Source organism: Hymenobacter sp. UYCo722, from assembly GCF_040547115.1.
GTDB lineage: Bacteria > Bacteroidota > Bacteroidia > Cytophagales > Hymenobacteraceae > Hymenobacter.
In genome coordinates, this window is record NZ_JBEPPC010000007.1 from 241,240 (window position 1) to 260,537 (window position 19,298).

Sequence of the window (19,298 nt, forward strand, 5' to 3'; positions counted from 1 at the left end):
AAAAACTTATCCTTCTTATCTTTAGCCCGATGAATCTACCTCCCTATGTGATGCCGGTGCTGCGCGTGGTGCGCAGCTTTTATTTTCTGACCGGCGTGGGCTTTCTCGTGTGGATGCTCGTGTTTGATGCCAACGACTTGGGCAAGCAGGCCGACATCTACCGCAAGTGGCAGGACCTGCGCGGCGAGAAGCAGTACTACCTCGATAACATTGAGGTAGTGAAGAAGGACCGTGCCGAACTAATGAGCTCGCCGGCCCTGCTCGAAAAATTTGCCCGCGAGAAATACCTCATGAAGCGCCCCGGCGAGGACGTGTTCGTGCTGGTGCCCGCTACCACCGAATAATCTCCGCTTAAGTCCGCGCCCGCCGGGAGTAGCAGCGCCGCGCATACGGCGCACTTATTACGTGCTTTTCGTGGTCGGCCCGATGATTATCGTGGCCGAAAGCAACGAAACCAAACTGGCTCGGCGGCTGGTCCCGCCGGCTGGTTGTTACAGTCTAGTGGCGGGGGGGAAGGGTGATTTTCAGCTAAAACCACTGCCGCCGCTTAATTTTTAGCCATGGTTACCCGAACTATTTGTCTGCCGCGCACCGTGGCGGGCCGCGTCTTTGGGGCGCTGTTGGCCGGAGGGCTGCTGGCTCATTGGCCGGCCAGCGGCCAGCAAGTGCCGGCCGCGCCGAAGCATAGTCAGGCGCAGGTGGCCGGACAGTTTTTGCGGGCGGTGCTACGGGCCGAGTACGTTGCGGCCTACCGCCGGCTGGCTCCGGAAGTGCGGCGGGCCGTAAGCCCAGCCGCCTTCGGAGCCGCCGCCCGGCCCTTGTGCAAGATGGGCCGCCGCGCCGCGCCCCTGGAGCTCTACAAGCTGGGGGTGCGGCTGGGCGACGGCGGGGCTTCGCGGCTGTTCTACAGCTTCGCCTTCGCCGCCGACTCGGTGCTACCGCAGCCTTCGGTACTATTCGAGGTCACGTTTCGCGACACCGCAACGCGCAACATTCTGGGGTTTGGGCTGGGGCGCGTAACGCGCCGGACAGTGCCCGAACCAGGCCCGCGCCCCAGTCCGCACCGGTAGGTCGTCCCTTCAAAAAGGGGGCTGTTAAAAGGACGAACCTCCGACAGGCATTTAGCCGATTTTCTTGCCAGCCATAGCCTGCTGAATGGAAATATTCATCACCCGCTCGGCGTAGGGGCGGGTCAGTTCGTCGAGCTCGTCCATGGCTTTCAGAATCGGGTCGCGGTCGGTGCCGGCCAGTGCCGTGCGCACGGTGGCCACTTGGGTTTCGGTAGCAGCCAACTCTTCGGCAGTGAGGTGCGGGCGGTTTTTGCGGGTGAAGCTATCCACCTGGTACAGCAGCTGCTCGGCGGCGGTGCGCGCCTCGATAAGCAGGCGGGCGGCCACATCTTCCTTTGCATTCACCAGCGAGTCCATCAGCATCTGCTCCACCTGCTCGTCGGTAAGGCCGTACTGGGGTTTGATTTCGACTTGCTGACGGGTGTTCGAGCGCAGCTCGATGGCTTCGACCTGCAGAATGCCGTCGGCGTTTAACAGGAAGTTTACGTCGACCTTGGGCAGGCCCGCCGGCATGGCTGGCAGGCCCGTGAGCGTGAATTCGCCCAGCTTGCGGTTCTGGCTCACGAGGTCGCGCTCGCCCTGGTACACGGCCACTTTCAGGTTCACCTGGCCGTCGACGCTGGTCGTGTACTGGCGGCCGGCTTTGGTCGGAATCTTAGAATTACGCGGAATGATGGGGTCCATCAGCCCGCCTAACGTTTCGATGCCCAGCGTAAGCGGCGTCACATCCAGCAGCAGCACATCGCGGCGGTTGCCGGCCAGAATATCGGCCTGGATAGCCGCGCCCAGGGCCACCACCTCATCCGGATTCAGCGAACTGTTGGCCGGCTGGCCGAAGAACTTCGACACCTCGTCGTACACCAGCGGCACGCGCGTAGAGCCGCCCACCAGCAGCACGGCGTCGAGCGGGCTCGTCAGCTTTGCATCGGCCACGGCTTGGCGGCATGCCGCGATGGTACGTGCCACTAGCGGCCCGATAAGGTCATTGAACTGTGCCCGCGTCAATGTCACGGTCGTATTCCGGCCGGCCTCATCGGTGAGATGGGTCGTGAAATCGTCGTGCTGGCTGAGGTATTTCTTGGCCATTTCAGCCGCCAGGCGCAACTGCTGTTGCAGGTGCGGGTTGGTCCGGAAAGCTTCCGGCAGACCGAAGGTGGCCATCCAATGGTCTGCCACGGCGCGGTCGAGGTCATCGCCACCGAGGTACGTATCGCCGTTGGTACTCAGTACCTCAAAAATACCCTGCTGAATACGCAGAATGCTGATGTCGAAAGTACCCCCGCCGAGGTCGTATACGGCCACCGTTTTTTCCTCCTCGGGGCTTAGGCCGATGCCGTAGGCCAGGGCGGCGGCGGTGGGCTCGTTCACGATACGCAACACCTCCAGCCCGGCCAGACGGCCGGCGTCGCGAGTGGCCTGGCGCTGCGAGTCGTTGAAATAAGCGGGAACCGTTATCACGGCGCGGTTGACGGGCGTTTTCAGGGCGTGTTCGGCGCGGGCGCGCAGCTCGCGCAAAATGTCGGCCGATAGTTCGATGGGGGAGTAGAACCGGTCTTCGACCCGGATTTTTACCAATCCCTCGGCGTTGTCATCAATCACTTTATAGCCCAATTGGCTGGCATGCGTGCCTAGGTCGCGGTAGCTTTTGCCCAGCAGGCGCTTCACCGAATAAATGGTGCGGGCCGGGTCGGTGAGCAGAAACTCACGAGCCTCATTGCCCACTACCGGCGCGGCCCCGTCGGCCGGGAAGTGCACTACCGAGGGCACGATGGTGCCGCGGCCCAAGTCGTTGATGGCGGCCGGCTGGCGGGTTTCGGGATGCACGTAAGCCACTAAGCTGTTGGTAGTACCGAGGTCGATGCCCACGATAATTTCTTCCTGTTGGAAGCTGCCGGTGGCAAGGTTGATAGCTACAGTAGCCATATAGTTGTGGGGCCATTCTGGCGAAGGGCTCGAAAAGAGTAAGTGAAAATAGCGCGCTGAAGCGCGCTACAAAAGTAACGCCTAATGGCCCGGGCAGTGGAACGCGGGGCCTTTGCCGCCAGAACGAGTTGGCAGGCCAAAATTTTATCTGCCGAATCCTGAAAAATTTCAAACCGCAAACAAAGCTCCGCTCGTAAGCAAATAACAGAAACGGATTCAGAAGACCTGTTAGCGGATTTGTAGAGGAATATATGCCTTTACACTTTCGCTTAAATTCCCCCCTAATTTCCATTTCATCCCAAACCCCCACTTTTCCTTTTTTATGAAAAACCTACTTACTCGCCCCCTTTTCCAGGCAGCTCTGCTCGCAGCCTCGGCAGGAGGAGTGGTGGCCCTGAGCGGCCAGCACAACAAGCTGGAGGCCTCAAGCCACCGCGAAGCCCCGCTCATCGCCGACGACCCTCTTGCTGACAATACCGACCTGTACGCGTTTCGCTCGCCCGATTTTGCAACGAACGATGCCAACGCCAAGGTAACCATCATCGCCAACTACATTCCGTTAGAGATTCCTCAGGGTGGTCCTAACTATAACACGTTCGGTGAGAATGTTCGTTACGAAATCCACGTAAAAAACAACCAAGCTACCGCCGGTGACAACATCACCTACCGCTTTACTTTCACCCGGACCAACGAAGACCCCACCACGTTCTTCAACATCCGGTTGGGCAAGCAAAACCTGAAAACCACGTACATCGTCGAAAAAAGCCTCGATAACGGTGCTACTTTCACGAACGTAACCGTTGGAACGGGCATTGTACCTCCTACCAACATTGGGCCGCGCTCTATCTCGCAGACTACGCCGGTGGCCGTGGGCCTCGGTACGCCTTACAACACGCTGATGACCAACGCCATCATGACGCTTGGTGACGGCACGAAAGTTTTCTGTGGTCCGACCGACGACCCGTTCTTCGCCGACCTGGGTGGCATATTCGACCTGGGCGGTATCCGTACTCCTAGCGCCGCTCGCGACGGCCTCGCCAAAAAGAACACGCACGCCATTGCCCTGCAGATTCCGGTATCGGTTTTGCAGAAAACCGGCACCCCGGCGCTGACCACTACCACCAGCATCCTGGATTCAAACTTCATCATTGGGGTCTGGGCTTCGGCCAGCCGTCCGGCCGTCCGTACGCTGTCGGCCACTGGCGCAGCACCCACGGTATCGGGCAACTACGTGCAGGTTTCGCGCTTGGGTATGCCGCTTACCAACGAGGTTATCAACAACATCGGTGCTAAGGATGCCTGGAACGCCGTGACGCCTTATGCCGAAGCAGCCGTAACCGACGACTACCTTTCGAACCCCGAGCTTGGCCTGTACATGGCTGACAATACTCCCGTAGCTCCGGCAGCGCCTAAAGTGGCCGGCCAGACTTACTACGGCGAAGCCATCCCCGGCCTCGGCCCGCTGCGCATTCAGACCAAATCGCTGGCTGGCCAGACGGGTCTGCCCGCCGCTGGTTTCGACTTCCGTAACGGTGCTAATGGCTTGAGCATTCTGCCCAACTCTGCTCTGACTGGTACGGCGCTTGCGCCTGCGCCCGCTGGCTATGGTGCATACCTGCTGCGTACTGGCAAACCCCGCTCCGTTGATATTCTGCCCATATTCCATACAGGGGTGCCGAATGCTATCCCTTACCAATTGGCGACCGGCAAAGCCGGCAACCCGCTGGCTGCAGGCAAGCCGTTCATCAACAACTTCCTGCTGGCCAATGCTACTGCTGCTAACCCCGGTGGCGACATGCTGCGCCTGAACATGGCCGTACCCCCTACGCCCCGTAACTCGGCCGCGTTTAGCTCGGAAGGCCTGTTGGCCGCCGCCGTGGCTGGTCTGACGGTAGCACCTTACAAGGACAACTCGAACATCGAGTTTATCCCGAACATGGACGGCTTTCCTAACGGCCGCCGTCTGGAGGATGACGTAACCCGCATCGAACTGCAAGCAGTAGGTGGTGTAGTGCTGGCCGCTATCGGCCTCTGGTACGATGATTACACGCCTACTACTACCAGCCCGGTAACTGCGCAATTGGGCAACGTGCTTGGTTTCAATGCCGGCATCACGGCCAACGATACCACGTTCAAAGCGGCTTTCCCTTACTCGCAAACCCCTTGGAGTGGTACCAATGCCCAGCGCACGGTGCTGTCGCAGCGTTCAGGTCTCGGTTTGTCGCCAAACGCGGTTAAAGCTCAGGCTTATCCGAACCCCTTCCTCGACCGCACCACCCTGCGCTTCGAGTTACCAGCTAAAGGCAGCATGACGCTGATTATCAGTGATGTGACCGGCCGTAAGGTTGCTACCATTGCAAAGGACAAGGCTTTTGCCCAAGGGGTAACGGAACTGACCTGGCAGCCCGGCCGCGACATTGCACCCGGCCAGTACATCGGCACGCTCTACAACGGCAAAACCGTTGTGCAGTCGGTACGCATTGAGCGCCAGTAGTTCGCTGCTAGCTTTTAACTGAAAAAGAGCCGTCGTTAAGTCCTGATTAGGGCTGGCGGCGGCTCTTTTTGTTATTTTTGATTTTCTAACCATCCATCTTCCTTTGCTGTTTTGAAAAAGTATCTATACCCCATCTTACTTGTAGTCTTCGGTGGACTGGCGGCAGCTATTTTCTTCTTTAAAAAACCCGCCGTGCGCACGCCCGAATTCATCGAACGTCAGGGCAGCCTTGCCGCCGGGAAGGAGTGGCTGAATACCAAGGCTGCCATCGAAGGCTTGCTGGCTAAGCTGCGCAGTAATCCCTACGACCAAAAAAGCCGCCTGCTGCTAGCGCAAGCCTACATGCAGGAAGGCCGGGTAACCGGTAATCACCCTTACTACGATGGGGCCGCGACAGAATTGCTGGACCAAGTCCTCAAAGCTGAGCCCGAGAATTTTGAGGCATTGTGCTGCAAGGCCTCTTTGAGCCTTACTCAGCATCATTTTGCACAGGGCCTGGGCCTGGCCGAGCAGGCCGTGAAGCTGAACCCCAACAGCGGTTTCGTATATGGCCTGCTAACCGATGCCAACGTGGAAATGGGCCACTACGACGAGGCCGTGAAGATGGCCGACAAGATGAATGCCGTGCGCCCCGACCTACCCGCCTATGCCCGCGTGAGCTACCTGCGCGAGATTTACGGGGACATGCCCGGCGCAATTCAGGCGATGGATATGGCAGTGAAGGCTGGCTACATTGGCCTGGAGCAAACGGAGTGGACCCGCGTGGCACTGGCCCATCTCTACGAGGTGAGCGGCGACACGGCCAAGGCCCGGGGATACTACCAAATGGCTTTGTATGCCCGCCCCGGCTATGCCTATGCCCTGGCCGGCCTGGGCCGCATGGCCGCCGCCCGCAAAGACTTCCCGATGGCCATCAAGCTTTATCAGGAAGCCCGCATCACGGTGAAAGATTATGCTTTTGCCGATGAACTGACTGACCTGTACCGCCAGAACGGCCAGCCTGATGAGGCGAAGAAAATGGCCGATGAATCCATCGATATGCTGGCCAACGCCGCCAAGGAAGCCGATAGCAACGAGCAAATGGGCCACTACGCTGACCGCGAGCTAGCCTACGCCTATTTGAAAACCAACGAGCTGGACAAGGCACTGGAGCACGCCAAAATAGAGTACGCCCGCCGGCCCGATAATATCGACGTGAATGAAACCATGGCTTGGGTACTCTACAAGCGCGGCCAGTACGCCGAGGCCCACAAATACATGCAGGTAGCCCGCCGCACGGGTTCAAAAAATCCGGTGCTGTTGGGCCGTGCCGGCCTCATTCTGACCAAGCTGGGTAAAAATGCCGAGGGGCAGGTCCTAATTGAAAAATCGCTGAAGACGGCACCCTACCTCAACCCCGAAGTAGAGGCCGAAGGCAAGAAGCTGCTGGCGGTAGCGGCGCGCTAGCAGCGTGCGCCGCCCGGTGTTTTGCTATTTTGCCATCAGCTCATGACAATGTCTCGTTTCCTGCGAAGTACGCGGCTTTTGCCGCTGCTGGTGCTGCTGGCAGTGCCGGCCGCCGCGCATGTGCTGAACACGGACCTGAGCAAGCTGTCGCGCACCGAGATATTTGGTACTTACCTACAGCTGGGCTTCACGCACATCATTCCGCTGGGGTTCGACCATATTCTGTTCATCATCAGCCTCTACATTCTGGAGCCGCGCCTGAAGCCGGTGCTCATGCAGGCCACGGCCTTCACCGTGGCGCACTCCATCACGCTGGGGCTGGCCATGTATGGGCTGATTTCGCCGCCTTCGGCCATTATTGAACCGATTATTGCGCTGTCCATTCTGTTCGTGGCCATCGAGAACATCATCACCGATAAGCTGAATCCGTGGCGGCTGGTTATCGTGTTTGGCTTTGGGCTGGTGCATGGCATGGGGTTCGCCAGCGCCCTCACGGGGCTGGGACTGCCGCAAAAGGACTATTTCGGCTCGCTCATTTCCTTTAACGTGGGCGTGGAGTTGGGCCAGGTTTCGGTGATTTTGCTGTGCTGGGCGCTGGTCGGCCGTTGGGCCGCCGGCAAAAGCTGGTACAAGCAGCGGGTGGTTATTCCGGTGTCGGTAGTGATTGGGCTGGTAGCGGCTTACTGGACGATAGAGCGCGTGTTTTTTGCCTAAATAAATAATCGAGAATCTTTACATCCTTGCCGGGCCATTTCGCCGTAGATTGTGCGAATCCCGGTCCGGCCTGCTCCCATGATTTCGCGCCCCTTCCTCACGCTGCTGCTGCTGCTCAACTACCTACTGGTAGTGGGGGCCGGCCTCGTGGAGCGCCCGGCGCGGGTGATTGACCGGCCCTTTGCCTACGTGCACAGCCACGATTGCCAATTGCGCCACACGATGCGCCTGGGCTGTTTCGATGATTGTAATGGTGTGCAGTACACGGTGAGGAAAAATGGCGAGCGTCTGCCTTTGCAGCAGCTGCTCACCTCTTTTAAAGGCTTGGATACGCACTGCCTGGCCGATTGCCGGGTCGTGTTCGAAAGGCCCTTTTTCACGGCCTCTGAGGTCCGGCAGGTGGCCCGTGGGCTAGCCGTGCCGGCTGGCTACTGGGGCCAGATTGAGTTGCCGCCCCGTCGGGGATAAGTTGGGTTTTGGGTTCGTTTGGGGTTCGGTTTGAATCCAGACGGGGCCACGGAATACGGTTGCTATTCGGTAGCCGTGCCGCTTCATCTTATCCAGTAATCCGACGCGGCTTGCCGGGCCATTGTGCCTGGGCGCGTTCAACTCCTCATTCCATGATTTTTCGGGCCAACTCCCTCCAACCCGTAGCGGGCGCTACGGGCGTTATCTCCCGCGTGCAATTGCCCACGGCGGGCCGCATTGCCATTTCTTTGTTCGATGCGGTTAGTAGCCGCCCATTGCCGCCCCCAGTTGATAACGCCCTGCGCGGCCAGCAGCGCGGCCACCTGGCGCGGCAGCAAGGCCAGCACCGGGCGCAGTGCCGCGCCAACTGCATGAGCAAGGCCAATTTCTAGTCGAAACAACCCTCTCCCAACTTAAATGTGCCGCTTGGGGGCCACGCTTCGGCGGGGCTCTCGGGTAGCCTTGGTTTCGAACTAGTATGAAAAAAATCACTACTTCTCTAGGCGCTTGGGGATTGATTCTCGGGCTGCTTTTATGGACAAACTTCGCCCACGCACAGGGCACAGCTACGTTGCGCGGCACCGTAGCCGACTCGCTGTCGGGCCAGCCCCTGGCGGGCGTGAGTGTGGGCTTGGATGGCCAGCCGGGTGGCACGGCCACCGACGCGTTGGGCAACTTTAAGCTGAGCGGCATAGCTGCCGGTACCTACACGCTGCGCGTGGGGGCGCTGGGCTACGGGGCGCAGGCCCTGCCGCTGCCGCTGGCCGCTGGCGAAACCCGCCGCGTGGCCGTGCGCCTGGCATCGGCGGTGCTGCGGCTCAGCGAAGTGACCGTGAGCCAGCCGCGCGACCCCAACCAGAGCCTGGCCGCCATCTCGCACATCGACCAGCTGTTGCGCCCCGTGAACTCGGCCCAGGACCTGCTGCGGCTCGTGCCGGGCCTGTTCATCGCTCAGCACGCGGGGGGCGGCAAGGCCGAGCAGATTTTCCTGCGCGGCTTCGATGTAGACCACGGCACCGATTTCGCGGTGAGCATCGATGGGCTGCCGGTGAACATGGTGAGCCACGCCCACGGCCAGGGCTACGCCGACTTTCACTTCGTGATACCCGAAACGGTGGAGCAGCTGAAAGTGTATAAAGGCCCTTATACGGCGCGATTTGGTGACTTTGCTACTGCCGGCGCGGGGGAATTTCTGACTAAAACGCGCCTGGAGCACAGCCAGGTGAAGCTCGAATTAGGCCAGTTCGATACCCGCCGGGCGCTGGTGATGCTGGACCTGCTGGGCCCAAGCCGACACGTGCTCAGCAAGCGGCCCGAAAGCGCCTACGTGGCCGCCGAGTACTACTTCACCAATTCGTATTTTGACGCGGCCCAGCATTTCAAGCGCTTCAACGGCATAGCCAAGTACACCGGGCAGCTGTCGGATAAAACCTCGCTCACGCTGCTGGGCTCGCACTTTACCTCGAACTGGGACGCCAGCGGGCAGATACCCGACCGGGGTATCCGGGAGGGCATCATCTCGCGGTTTGGCAGCATCGATAACAGCGAAGGAGGCCGCACGAGCCGCACCAATGCTTCGGCAATTCTGACCACGGCGCTGCCCCACGATGCCGTATTGCGCCAGCAGGCGTACTATTCCAAATACGATTTCAGCCTGTTTTCCAACTTCACCTTTTTCCTCCGGGACCCCGTGAACGGCGACGAAATCAACCAGACCGACGACCGGCACATTCTCGGCTACACGGCCACTTACGACCAGGACGCGCAGCTGGGGAGCCGCAACTTGCACACCACTCTGGGCGTGGGCACCCGCAACGACTTCTCTCACCTTAACCTGTTTCACGCCGCCAAGCGGCAGATTCTGGACACCACCACCACGGGCCGCCTCTACGAGCGCAACCTAAACGCCTATCTCGACGAAACCCTGACCCTGACCGACCGTCTCACGGTAAATGCCGCCGTGCGGGCCGACGTGTTCACATTCGACTTCCGGGGCCTGCTCGCCGATACGGCCCAGGTCCTGCAGCCGCTGCGTGGCCGTGTGACCCACGCCCTGGTGTCGCCCAAGCTGAACCTGTACTACCAGCTTTCTCAGGGCGTGCAGCTTTTTGCCCGTTCCGGCTTTGGCTTTCACTCCAACGATGCCCGCGCCGTGGTACGCGATGCCAACGCCCCGGTGCTGCCCCGGGCCCTGGGCTACGAGGTGGGCAGCACCTTCAAGCCCGCGCCGAGCCTGGTGGTGAACGCGGCACTGTGGTCGCTGCATTTGCAGGATGAACTAGTGTACGTGGGCGACGACGGCCAGACCGAAAGCACCGGCCCCACCCAGCGCTACGGCCTCGACCTGGCCGCCCGCTATCAGCTCACCCAGCGCCTGTTTCTGGATTTGGACGTGAACTACAACCACGGCCGGCAGATTGACGCCCCCGCAGGAGCCAACTATATTCCGCTGGCTCCCACCTTCACCAGCATCGGCGGCATCACTTATAAGCAGCCCAATGGGTTTAGTGCCAGCCTGCGCTATCGGGGCATCGATAGTCGCCCGGCCAACGACAACGGCAGCATCACGGCCCGTGGCTACTTTCTCCTCGATGCCGTGGCCAGCTATACCCGGCGGCGTTTCCAGGTGGGAGCTACCGCCGAAAACCTGCTCAACGTGAAGTGGAACCAGGCCCAGTTCGCCACCGAAACCCGGCTGCGCACCGAGCCCATGGGCACATCAGTCGATGAGCTGCACTTCACGCCCGGCACCCCGTTTTATGCTAAGCTAAACGTGAGCGTATTCTTTTAAAAATGTTGCGCATGAACAAAAGAAGCCTCTCCCATCAATTGGGAGAGGCTTTTTGTTGAAATCGGCGTGCCAGGCAGCCGACACAAGCGGCTTACTGCACCGCCACCTTCTGGCTCACGTGGAATTCAGGCACGCTCAGTTGGTAGATGCCGGCCGGCAGCACCTTCTTCACGCCCAGGCGCAGCTCGTTCGAGCCGTGGTAGAGGCGCACGGTTTCCTGGTGCACCAGGCGGCCCGTCAGGTCGTGGAGCTGCACGGTGGCGGCCTGCTCGCGGTTGGCGGTAATCACCACGTCGATGCGGTCGGCGGCCGTGGGGTTGGGGTACACCAGTACTTCGGCGGTTGGAGCTTCCTGGGCGGTGGCCAGCACGTTGGCATCGCGGCGGCCGGTCATGGCCCCGGTTACCACGGTGGGGGCGGTGTAGGTCACCTTCACGAATGCGCCCTGCGTGGGGTTGGCGGTGCTGGCGTTTTTGGCCTTGAGCGTGTACCAGCCCTCGGTGGTGGGCGTGTAGGTGCCCGTGAGGGTACCCGTGCCCGTGAGGCTGCTCACCACGGTGCCGGTGCTGTTGAGCACGGCCACTGTGAGGCTGCGGGTGGCATCGGTCGGGAAGAGGGTATAGGTGACGGTTTTGTTGGCTGCGCCGTAGATGCGGCCGGCCGTGCGGTAGGCCGTGCTCGCGGCGGGCAGCGCACCGCCCTGCATCAGGCTACGGCTGTCGGAATCGCCGAGGTCGTTGGCCAGCTCCCACTCCTGGGTGGTGGCCAGGGCCGGGCGGGTGTAGCCGGTTACGGCATTGGTGGGGGCCCACACCGAGTAGCCGCGGCGGCCGCCGGCCGCCGTGCCGTTGCATGGCGGCGTATTAATGGCCACGGTTTGGGTACTACTCACGGTTACGGTGGCGGTGCCATTGGCTCCCGAGTAATCTTTCAGCACGGTGCCGGGGGCGAAATCGCAGCTTACCGTGCTGTTTTGCCAGGTCGTGAAGTTGTCGTTGATGCCGATGATGGCCTTCGTGCTGCGCTCAATCACGAGGTGGTCGGCGGCCTGCCAGCGCACTTTGTACGCGCCGTCCTTAAAGTGCAGGTTCTGGTGGCACCACACCAGGTTCACGAGGTCGTCGCGGGTGGGTAGGTCGGTGGTGCTTTTGGGGCTGTGCACGTAGCGTTTGCTGGTGTTGCCCACGTTGAATACGTCCTCAAAAAAGAGCATCGGCGAGCCATCCAGGGCCAGCGCGGCGGCATACACGGCCGACAGGCGCGGGTCGAACGGGTCGATGTGCGGGGCCAGCTCCGAGCCGGTGTTCCAGCCGGTGTAGTTGCCGTTGGCATCCACCTGGGGCCGCATGGTGTCGTGGTTGTTCACGAAGGGTACCGTGCGGTGCACGTAGGTGCCGCCAATGTTTACCACCCGCGTGCCCTGCTGGTAGCTGGGCAGCGTGCCAATATCGAAGTTGCCGCCCTGGCTCACGATGTTGTAGAGGCCGTTGCGCAGCGAAAAATCGAACGTGCCCGCACGATTATTGACATTAGCCACCCAGCCATCCATCTGGCCCGACGAGCCCACCCACTCGCCCACGGCGTACATGGTGGCCCCGCCGTTGGCCCAGCCGGCGTTGCTTTGCAGGTTATACAGAAAGTCCTCGCTGGCGAAGTCCGGGAAGTGTTTCACGGCATCCATTCGTACGCCATCAAAGCCGACTTGCTTCTTGTACCACACCAGCCAGTTGCGGTTGCCGGTGCGCATGTAGTCGCTGGCCTGCACCGGGTTGTAGGTGGTGGCGTTGGCGCTTTGGCCGTAGGAGCCCGGGTAGTAGCTGATATCGGGGCCGAAGAAGGGGGCGTTCCAGTCGCCGGTGGTGGAATTGTTGCCCTGGTTGGGATTGAAATTCTCCCAGTTTTTCGAGAAGCGGCCCGAGCGGCCGAAGTAATCTGCGGCACTCTCATCGGTTACGGGCTTGGCGTAGCTCACGTAGCGGAAGTTCTTGTACTTGCTGGTCGTGCCGTCTTCCCAAGCCCCGGGGTCCTGCCCGCCCGCACCGGTCGAGGAGCCGGCTCCATCGTTGTGGTTCAGTACCACGTCCTGAATAACTTCTACGCCGTTGGCGTGCAGCACGGCCACGGCGCGCAGCAACTCATCCTTGGTGCCCATGCGGGTAGCCAGGAAGCCTTTCTGCCACTTATCACCCAAGTCGTAGTTGTCGAAAGGGGAGTAGCCATTGCCCTGGTTGGCGTTTTTGATGGTCGGCGGAATCCAGACGGCGTCTACGCCCATGCTTTTTAGGCGCGGGGCCAGGTCGGCGAGGTAGTTGGCCCAGCCATTAGGATAGTTCGAGTTCCAGAAATCCCACCAGAAGCCCTGCATCACTACTTTTTGGGCGTGGGCCGATTGGTTACCGGCTCCCAACAAGGCCAAAGCCAGGGCCAGCGTGAACCGGAATCGTTTGCGGAACGGAAAATGAGGGGAAAAGTGCAGCATGGTGTGGGAATTGGGTTTTGTGAAGAAAAAATGAAGTGTGGCTATTCAATAAATGACAAGCAAAAATTCTCCGTTTTGCCACTCAATGAGCTATTAAGGTATGAGAAATGGGCTGCATAGCCGCGCGATGCCAAAATATTATCTGTGCATTCGATTGCATTTTTCTGATAATTGTGTTGTGCAAATATTTATTATTTATTAAGCGGGAGCCGGAGAATGGCATCGGGCTCAGGTGCTACTATGGGTCTTCAAATAAGCCCGACCTAATGTTGAAACTGCCTGGCCGGTATTGGCCGCTGCCGTGCTGCGCAGTAATTTCAGTCCATGGTTAAGTGGCGCATGAGGTGGGAGATTTTCAGAACGGGCATGAGAAAGATGTCGCCCATTGCGTGCTTGGCGACGGTGCTGCTTGCCGCCGGCTGCCAGCTGCGAGCCGAGGAGGCGCAAACGCCGGCTAAAAACCCCAGTTTGACTTCCGTAGCGCTTGTTCCGGCAGTTGCCTCGGCTCCGGTGGCTGTTGCCGCGCCCACCCCCGACTCACTGCGCCCTTCACCGGTGCGCCCCGTTGCCGCCGTGCCCGACACCCTGCGTCAAGTTATCCGCCAGCTGCACGTTGCCCTAGGCCCCGCCGCCGCCGCCCTGCGCCCCGAGGTGCTGGAACAGGCTTGCGTGGGCTACCTCACGCTGCACCCCACGGGCCGCATCGAGCGGGCCGGCCTGCTGGCCGTAGCCGATATGGACCTGCCCAACACCACCGAGCGCCTCTGGGTTATCGACCTGAAAAACGCCAAAGTGCTGCATCGTAGTCTGGTAGCTCACGGCCAAGGCTCGGGTCACCTCCGGGCCCGCCGTTTCTCCAATGAGGAGTCTTCGGCTTGCACCTCGCTGGGCTTCTACCGCACGGCCGGCACCTACGATGGTATTCATGGTTACTCGCGCCGCATCGAAGGCTTGGATAAAGGCCAGAATGCCAATGCCTTCGACCGTTACGTGGTGCTGCACGCGGCTGATTATGCCAGTCCGAACTACGTGCGCCAATACGGCCATCTGGGCTACAGCCGGGGCTGCCCGGCCCTGCCGCCCGAGCAGTTCAAAGCCATTATTGCCACGTTGCGGGTGGGCAGCATGCTGCTCGTGAGTGGCCCCGGCCTGGCCTCACGCTGGCTGGATGGCGGCGCGGCCGGCCGGCGGTTTGTGCAGCGCGGCTGGCGCTAGCCGGGCCCGCCACGGAATCATTTGGCCCGGGGCAGGGTTTAAGCGTAGCCATCGGGGTTGCAACCCCGTATAAGGTACCAGAAGCAGCTGTCGCGCGTGCGGCAGCTGATTTTGTTTCTTCATCAGCTACTTCGATTATGCACCAGCATCAGCCCAGCATCGTTCAGCGCAAACGCCAAAGTCTGCGCCGTCAGCGCCTGACTCGTCGCGTACTGCCCTTCCTGGCTTCGTTGTTTTTGGCCACCCCTTTGGCCGGCAACATTCAGCAGTCGATGGCCGGTACCGCCCGCAATGAGCTGAAGATGCTCAAAATGGAATTTTCGCCCAAGGCCCAATTCGACCAGACCCTTCGGGCTACTTACACAGCCCTCGGGGCCGAGCAGGAAGGCCTGCGCTTTGAAACCTTTGCCAAGGCCATGACCGGTTACCTCAACCTGCGCCAGGATGGCAAGCTGGCCGAGGGCAAGCAACTGCTGACGGTTATTGATTTCGACCTGCCCAGCACCGAAAAGCGCCTTTGGGTGCTCGATTTGGGCAAGAAGGAAATTCTCTTCCACACGCTCGTGGCCCACGGCCATAACTCGGGTGAGAACGAGGCCACCAGCTTCTCCAACACCGACCAAAGCAACATGAGCAGCCTCGGCTTCTATGCTACGGGTAGCGAGTATGAGGGCAAGCATGGGCACTCGCTGCGCCTCCAAGGCATGGACGAAGGCGTGAATACGAATGCCGCCGCCCGCTCCATTGTGATGCACGGGGCTGATTATGTGAGCGAGGATTTTATCAAGCAGAATGGCCGCCTCGGCCGTAGCCTCGGCTGCCCTGCTTTGCCAATGGACCAGTATTCGCAGATTATTGATGCCGTGAACGGTGGCACTTGCTTGTTTTTGAATAAGTCGGACGCTGGCTACACGTCGCAGTACCTGAACCAGAATGTGGCCATTGCGGCATTGCTGCCCCAGGCGACGGTCGATGGTGTTTCCTGAATTTAAGCCATAACGACAAAAAAGGCCCTCCGCTTAGGCAGAGGGCCTTTTCTTATTTAGCCAGATAGAGAAAAATCAGCGTTTTACCACCTTTTGGCGCGTCAAGCGGCCGTCGGCACCGCGCGTTTCTAATAAATAGAGGCCGCACGGCAAGGCATTTACATCGATTGCCGAAACCGGCACGCTGAAGCTGCTGCTCTGCAAACGGCCCTGACAGTCGAACAGCTGGTAGGCCGCAGCTCCGGACAGGGCCAGGTGCGAAGTGGTGGGGTTGGGAAACGCCTGAATGGCGGCAGCTGGCGGGCCAGGGGTGCCAGCCGCCAGCGCCACGGAGCTGCCCGAGTAATACACCACCCATTCGCTGCCCGGCGCGGCGCGCGGGCCAATGTAGAACCACCAATATCGCATCTGGTTGCCCACGGCTTTGCCAATGGTCACGAAGCCATCGGCATTGTTGCGGAAAAAGCCGCGGCCTCCCGTTCCACCATTGCCCGTTACGATATAGGCCAGGTAGGTGCTCCCGCGCTGCCACCGCAGGCCGGGGCCAATGGCGTCGCCGGCCGCAAAGCGGTGCGCGCTATCGAATTCGTTGTCGTCGATGGCTATTTCGGCACTGCTACGGGCCGTGGTGCCGGCCACAAAGTTGGTGAACGAAGGCATCCCTTGCCCGGTAGGCGAGGTGTTGGTGTTCTTGAATCGTACATCGGGCACGGCATCGCCGTCCACGTCGACTAGCACCGAATCGGCTGCTGCCATAGGGTGCCAGTTCACCGGCACATTTACCGACCCGGCAGGCTGCACAACCTGCGCGTGGGCCAGCGGTGGAATCATCAAAAACAGGAGGATAGCCCAGGTTTTCATACGGCCCTATGGGAAGGAATGGAAAGTAGAAAACTGCGCTGTCGCCGGAGCTGCCGGGTCCTAAGCGGGACTTGTTCGCACACGGGTAAATATAGCAAAAAGCAAACCCAGGATTGCGCTAAAGCACTCAAAAATCAGAGTTTCACGCCAAACTTAGCGCCCAACCCTTCCAAATCCTTCACTACGGCATCCAGCAGCGGAATGCCTTCCAGCAGGCGGTGGGCGGCCATTTCGCGCTCGGGGTCACCGGGGATGAGGACCTTTTTGTCCTCCACGGCCTGCGCGTTGCGGAAGGTCGTCACCCAGTTATCCATATGCGCCTTAAACTCGTCGGCGGGCCGGAACGCATCCACGCGCATGGCTCCGAAGAAGTGGCCCAGGCCCTGGCCCACCGGGTTGGCCGAGGGCTGAAGAAACGCCACGAACGGTGGCACCCACGGCCCATAGTTGGCCCCGGAAAGCACCGCCGAGAAAATATCGACCACCGCGCCTAGTCCGTAGCCTTTGTGCGAGCCGGTAGCCCCACCGAGGGGCAGCAGTGCGCCACCGTTTTTCACGGCGTTGGCGTCGGTGCTGGGTTGCCCGTCGGCGGTTTGGGCCCAGCCTTCGGGCAGGGGCAGGCCCTTGCGCTGGGCAATTTCGAGCTTGCCGTTGGCGGCGGTGGTAGTGGCCATGTCAAGCACAAAATCGGGCTGCTCGCCGGCGGGCACGGCCACGGCAATGGGGTTGGTGCCGAGCAGGCGGTCGAGCGAATACGTGGGGGCCACGAGCGGCGAGGCGTTGGTCATGGCAATGCCAATCATGTCGTGCGCCAGGGGCAGCATGGCGTGGTAGCCGGCAATGCCGAAGTGGTTGGAGTTTTTCACTGAGACCCAACCGGTGCCCACTTGACGGGCCTTTTCGATGGCCACGCGCATGGCCTTGGGGCCGACTACGAGGCCGAGGCCGCCGTCGCCGTCGACTACGGCGGTGCTGGGCGTTTCGTAGGTGACGCCTACGCGGGGCGTGGCATTAATGCGGCCGGCTTCCCACAGCCGCACGTAGCCCACGAGGCGGGCCACGCCGTGCGAGTCCACGCCCCGCAAATCGGCGGAGAGCAGGGTTTCGGTGGCGAGGGTGGCATCCTCTTCGGAACAGCCGATGCTGCGGAAGACGCTTTCGGTGAAGGTGAAAAGCTGGCTGTAAGGGAAGGTCATGGAGGGTAAAATTACGGCTGTGCCGTGGACTCTGCGAGTCCTCAAGTTGAACAAAACCCGCCCGGTTTCCACCTGCACGCGGCCTCGAAGAAGCCACACTACAAATAGCTGCTACGCCAGCATTTCGGCCAGCAGCCCTTCCTTGAGCGCGTAGGCCGATGTGCGGATGCGCGTGATTTCGCTGATGCCCAGCACGAAATCAATGAGTACAGCCGCTACCACCAGCATGTCGGCCCGCATGGGCAGGATGCCGGGCAGGGCCTTGCGCTGCTCGTGGTTGCCGCTGAGCAGGTGGCGGTAGCTGCTTTGGAAAGAATCCAGGGCCAGCTCGGTGCAGGGCGGTAGCTGGCTTTCGGCGCGCAACTGGCCAATTTGCATATCGGCCAGGCTGTCGAAGCTGCCCGAAGCGCCCACCAGGCTGGCGGGCCGATAGCGCCGCACGGCTTCGATAAGTGGCTCGAGTACCGTGCTGAAGTAGCGCTGCTCGGCTTCCACGGCCTCGGCCGGAAATACGCCGCTGGGGTCGGGGAAAAACTTGTCGAGCAGGCGCTGGGCCCCGATTTCAAAGCTCTGCTTCCAGAAAATGGTGTGGTGGTTGGCAATGATGAACTCGACCGAGCCGCCGCCGATGTCCATAATCAGCTGGGCTTCCTCGCCCAAATCTACGGCTTGGCGCACGCCTTCACAAATGAGCTCGGCCTCGCGGTCGCCGGCAATGACGTTGACCTGAATACCGGTTTGCTCGAAAATGTCGCGCACCAAATCGGGGCCGTTTTTCGTCACGCGCATGGCGCTGGTGGCCGTGGCGCGCACTTCCGTTACTTCGTGCAGCTCCATTTCTTCCTTGAAGCCGGCCAGCGTGTGCAGGGCGCGGGCATACGCCTCGGGCGCGATGATGCCTTGGCTGATGCCGCCTTCGCCGAGGCGCACGCCGGCTTTGGTGCGCAGCAGCACGTGCGGCTTTTCGCCGGACGTTTGCGAGATTTCCACGATGAGCAGGTGGAAGGTATTGGTGCCCAAATCGATGAGGGCGAGGCGGCGGGGGAGGGCGTGCATGTGAGACAACGGGTTTAAATCAGAAGTTTGTGCATGCGGACAATCGGGAGCGATTGGCCGTCGGGGAAGGGGATGCTCGTCCGTTCGTCGGGCGTGTACCCCAGAGCGCGGTACAAGGGTTCGCCGGGCAAGGTAGCTGCCAACTCCAGCTGCCGGAAGCCGGCATGCTGGGCCGCCGCTTCGCAAGCCGCCAGAATAGCCTGGCCCACGCCCCGGCGGGCAAAGCGCGGGTGTACGAAAAAGGCCCGAATGCGTCCGGCCTCGCGAGTAGGGTCGAGGATTTGGTCGGCGGCTGTTTTGCTCTGGTCGCCGCCGTACAGGGTGCGGCGGCGGCTCCAACCTCCACAGCCGGCCAGCTGGCCATCCATGTCAGCCACGTAGTAAGTGCCGTCCTGAATCAGCTGCGTATCGATGCCAAACATATAGCGCAGAGCACTGTCAATTTGCGCCGGGGAATAATAGCCAATGCTCAGCTCACGCACAGCCCGCTCCACCAGTCCGTTCAGCGCATCGGTTTCAGCAAGCGTGGCGAGGCGGATGTTCATGGCAATAGAAGAGGTATCCAGGGATATGCTGTAGCTCAGTTGATAACAGGGCCT

16 protein-coding genes and 1 pseudogene are annotated in these 19,298 nt (G+C 60.7%); 10 read left to right on the plus strand and 7 right to left on the minus strand.

All coding sequences use genetic code 11. The features are described 5' to 3' along the window. The first annotated feature begins 29 nt into the window (after positions 1-29). Both ABIB44_RS16650 and ABIB44_RS16655 read left to right on the plus strand, forming a co-directional pair. A complete protein-coding gene (locus tag ABIB44_RS16650) occupies positions 30-344 on the plus strand; it encodes an FtsB family cell division protein (RefSeq protein ID WP_354585795.1) in 315 nt (104 codons plus the stop codon). Between the two features lie 216 nt (positions 345-560). Then, positions 561-1,070 (plus strand): hypothetical protein, encoded by a 510-nt coding sequence (locus ABIB44_RS16655; protein ID WP_354585796.1) that lies wholly within the window; start codon positions 561-563, stop codon positions 1,068-1,070. 51 nt (positions 1,071-1,121) lie between these two features. On the opposite strand, the gene hscA is transcribed toward ABIB44_RS16655, so the two are convergent. Continuing rightward, the gene (gene hscA / locus ABIB44_RS16660) at positions 1,122-2,993 is read right to left on the minus strand and encodes a Fe-S protein assembly chaperone HscA (protein WP_354585797.1); all 1,872 of its coding nucleotides are present in this window, start codon (positions 2,991-2,993) and stop codon (positions 1,122-1,124) included. A 322-nt stretch (positions 2,994-3,315) separates the two neighbouring features. Here hscA and ABIB44_RS16665 point away from each other — a divergent pair, with 322 nt between their 5' ends. The 6 genes from ABIB44_RS16665 to ABIB44_RS16690 all read left to right on the plus strand — a co-directional run bounded on the left by ABIB44_RS16665 (position 3,316) and on the right by ABIB44_RS16690 (position 10,906). Further along, the gene (locus ABIB44_RS16665) at positions 3,316-5,487 is read left to right on the plus strand and encodes a DUF4331 domain-containing protein (RefSeq protein WP_354585798.1); all 2,172 of its coding nucleotides are present in this window, start codon (positions 3,316-3,318) and stop codon (positions 5,485-5,487) included. 111 nt (positions 5,488-5,598) lie between these two features. Beyond that, positions 5,599-6,933 (plus strand): tetratricopeptide repeat protein, encoded by a 1,335-nt coding sequence (locus ABIB44_RS16670; RefSeq protein WP_354585799.1) that lies wholly within the window; start codon positions 5,599-5,601, stop codon positions 6,931-6,933. A 48-nt stretch (positions 6,934-6,981) separates the two neighbouring features. Further along, complete coding sequence (locus ABIB44_RS16675) at positions 6,982-7,647, plus strand: HupE/UreJ family protein (RefSeq protein ID WP_354585800.1); 666 nt, start codon at positions 6,982-6,984, stop codon at positions 7,645-7,647. A 78-nt stretch (positions 7,648-7,725) separates the two neighbouring features. Next, a complete protein-coding gene (locus tag ABIB44_RS16680; protein WP_354585801.1) occupies positions 7,726-8,115 on the plus strand; it encodes a hypothetical protein in 390 nt (129 codons plus the stop codon). A 152-nt stretch (positions 8,116-8,267) separates the two neighbouring features. Then, positions 8,268-8,507, plus strand: a complete 240-nt coding sequence (locus ABIB44_RS16685; RefSeq protein ID WP_354585802.1) for a hypothetical protein — start codon at positions 8,268-8,270, stop codon at positions 8,505-8,507. A gap of 86 nt (positions 8,508-8,593) precedes the next feature. Continuing rightward, a complete protein-coding gene (locus ABIB44_RS16690) occupies positions 8,594-10,906 on the plus strand; it encodes a TonB-dependent receptor (protein WP_354585803.1) in 2,313 nt (770 codons plus the stop codon). Positions 10,907-10,997: 91 nt separating this feature from the next. Here ABIB44_RS16690 and ABIB44_RS20540 read toward each other — a convergent pair whose 3' ends face one another. Both ABIB44_RS20540 and ABIB44_RS20545 read right to left on the minus strand, forming a co-directional pair. Beyond that, positions 10,998-12,254, minus strand: coding sequence for a T9SS type A sorting domain-containing protein (locus ABIB44_RS20540; RefSeq protein WP_502916501.1), 1,257 nt, complete (start codon positions 12,252-12,254; stop codon positions 10,998-11,000). Positions 12,255-12,260: 6 nt separating this feature from the next. Beyond that, positions 12,261-13,385: pseudogene (locus ABIB44_RS20545) on the minus strand (alpha-amylase family glycosyl hydrolase); the annotation flags it as partial. 366 nt (positions 13,386-13,751) lie between these two features. Between ABIB44_RS20545 and ABIB44_RS16700 the strand changes: the two are divergent. Continuing rightward, positions 13,752-14,600: a murein L,D-transpeptidase catalytic domain family protein gene (locus ABIB44_RS16700; protein WP_354585805.1), complete on the plus strand. Its 849-nt coding sequence runs from the start codon at positions 13,752-13,754 to the stop codon at positions 14,598-14,600. A gap of 137 nt (positions 14,601-14,737) precedes the next feature. Further along, on the plus strand, positions 14,738-15,586 hold the full coding sequence (locus ABIB44_RS16705) for a murein L,D-transpeptidase catalytic domain family protein (protein WP_354585806.1): 849 nt from the start codon (positions 14,738-14,740) through the stop codon (positions 15,584-15,586). A gap of 75 nt (positions 15,587-15,661) precedes the next feature. Here the strand turns inward: ABIB44_RS16705 and ABIB44_RS16710 are convergent, their stop codons facing one another. The 4 genes from ABIB44_RS16710 to ABIB44_RS16725 form a co-directional block, all read right to left on the minus strand. Next, positions 15,662-16,447 carry a T9SS type A sorting domain-containing protein gene (locus tag ABIB44_RS16710; RefSeq protein WP_354585807.1) on the minus strand — a complete coding sequence of 262 codons (786 nt, stop codon included), beginning with the start codon at positions 16,445-16,447 and terminating at the stop codon, positions 15,662-15,664. A gap of 134 nt (positions 16,448-16,581) precedes the next feature. Next, positions 16,582-17,643 carry an Ldh family oxidoreductase gene (locus tag ABIB44_RS16715; RefSeq protein ID WP_354585808.1) on the minus strand — a complete coding sequence of 354 codons (1,062 nt, stop codon included), beginning with the start codon at positions 17,641-17,643 and terminating at the stop codon, positions 16,582-16,584. Between the two features lie 111 nt (positions 17,644-17,754). Further along, positions 17,755-18,699 carry a Ppx/GppA phosphatase family protein gene (locus ABIB44_RS16720; RefSeq protein WP_354585809.1) on the minus strand — a complete coding sequence of 315 codons (945 nt, stop codon included), beginning with the start codon at positions 18,697-18,699 and terminating at the stop codon, positions 17,755-17,757. A gap of 14 nt (positions 18,700-18,713) precedes the next feature. Further along, positions 18,714-19,244: a GNAT family N-acetyltransferase gene (locus ABIB44_RS16725; RefSeq protein WP_354585810.1), complete on the minus strand. Its 531-nt coding sequence runs from the start codon at positions 19,242-19,244 to the stop codon at positions 18,714-18,716. Positions 19,245-19,298 lie beyond the last annotated feature (54 nt).

Coding starts and splice junctions, on each gene's coding strand:
- ABIB44_RS16650 (WP_354585795.1), top strand. CDS start 30: ATGAATCTACCTCCCTATGTGATGCCGGTGCTGCGCGTGGTGCGCAGC.
- ABIB44_RS16655 (WP_354585796.1), top strand. CDS start 561: ATGGTTACCCGAACTATTTGTCTGCCGCGCACCGTGGCGGGCCGCGTC.
- hscA (WP_354585797.1), bottom strand. CDS start 2,993: ATGGCTACTGTAGCTATCAACCTTGCCACCGGCAGCTTCCAACAGGAA.
- ABIB44_RS16665 (WP_354585798.1), top strand. CDS start 3,316: ATGAAAAACCTACTTACTCGCCCCCTTTTCCAGGCAGCTCTGCTCGCA.
- ABIB44_RS16675 (WP_354585800.1), top strand. CDS start 6,982: ATGTCTCGTTTCCTGCGAAGTACGCGGCTTTTGCCGCTGCTGGTGCTG.
- ABIB44_RS16680 (WP_354585801.1), top strand. CDS start 7,726: ATGATTTCGCGCCCCTTCCTCACGCTGCTGCTGCTGCTCAACTACCTA.
- ABIB44_RS16685 (WP_354585802.1), top strand. CDS start 8,268: ATGATTTTTCGGGCCAACTCCCTCCAACCCGTAGCGGGCGCTACGGGC.
- ABIB44_RS16690 (WP_354585803.1), top strand. CDS start 8,594: ATGAAAAAAATCACTACTTCTCTAGGCGCTTGGGGATTGATTCTCGGG.
- ABIB44_RS20540 (WP_502916501.1), bottom strand. CDS start 12,254: ATGCGGCCCCAGGTGGATGCCAACGGCAACTACACCGGCTGGAACACC.
- ABIB44_RS16700 (WP_354585805.1), top strand. CDS start 13,752: ATGAGAAAGATGTCGCCCATTGCGTGCTTGGCGACGGTGCTGCTTGCC.
- ABIB44_RS16705 (WP_354585806.1), top strand. CDS start 14,738: ATGCACCAGCATCAGCCCAGCATCGTTCAGCGCAAACGCCAAAGTCTG.
- ABIB44_RS16710 (WP_354585807.1), bottom strand. CDS start 16,447: ATGAAAACCTGGGCTATCCTCCTGTTTTTGATGATTCCACCGCTGGCC.
- ABIB44_RS16715 (WP_354585808.1), bottom strand. CDS start 17,643: ATGACCTTCCCTTACAGCCAGCTTTTCACCTTCACCGAAAGCGTCTTC.
- ABIB44_RS16720 (WP_354585809.1), bottom strand. CDS start 18,699: ATGCACGCCCTCCCCCGCCGCCTCGCCCTCATCGATTTGGGCACCAAT.
- ABIB44_RS16725 (WP_354585810.1), bottom strand. CDS start 19,244: ATGAACATCCGCCTCGCCACGCTTGCTGAAACCGATGCGCTGAACGGA.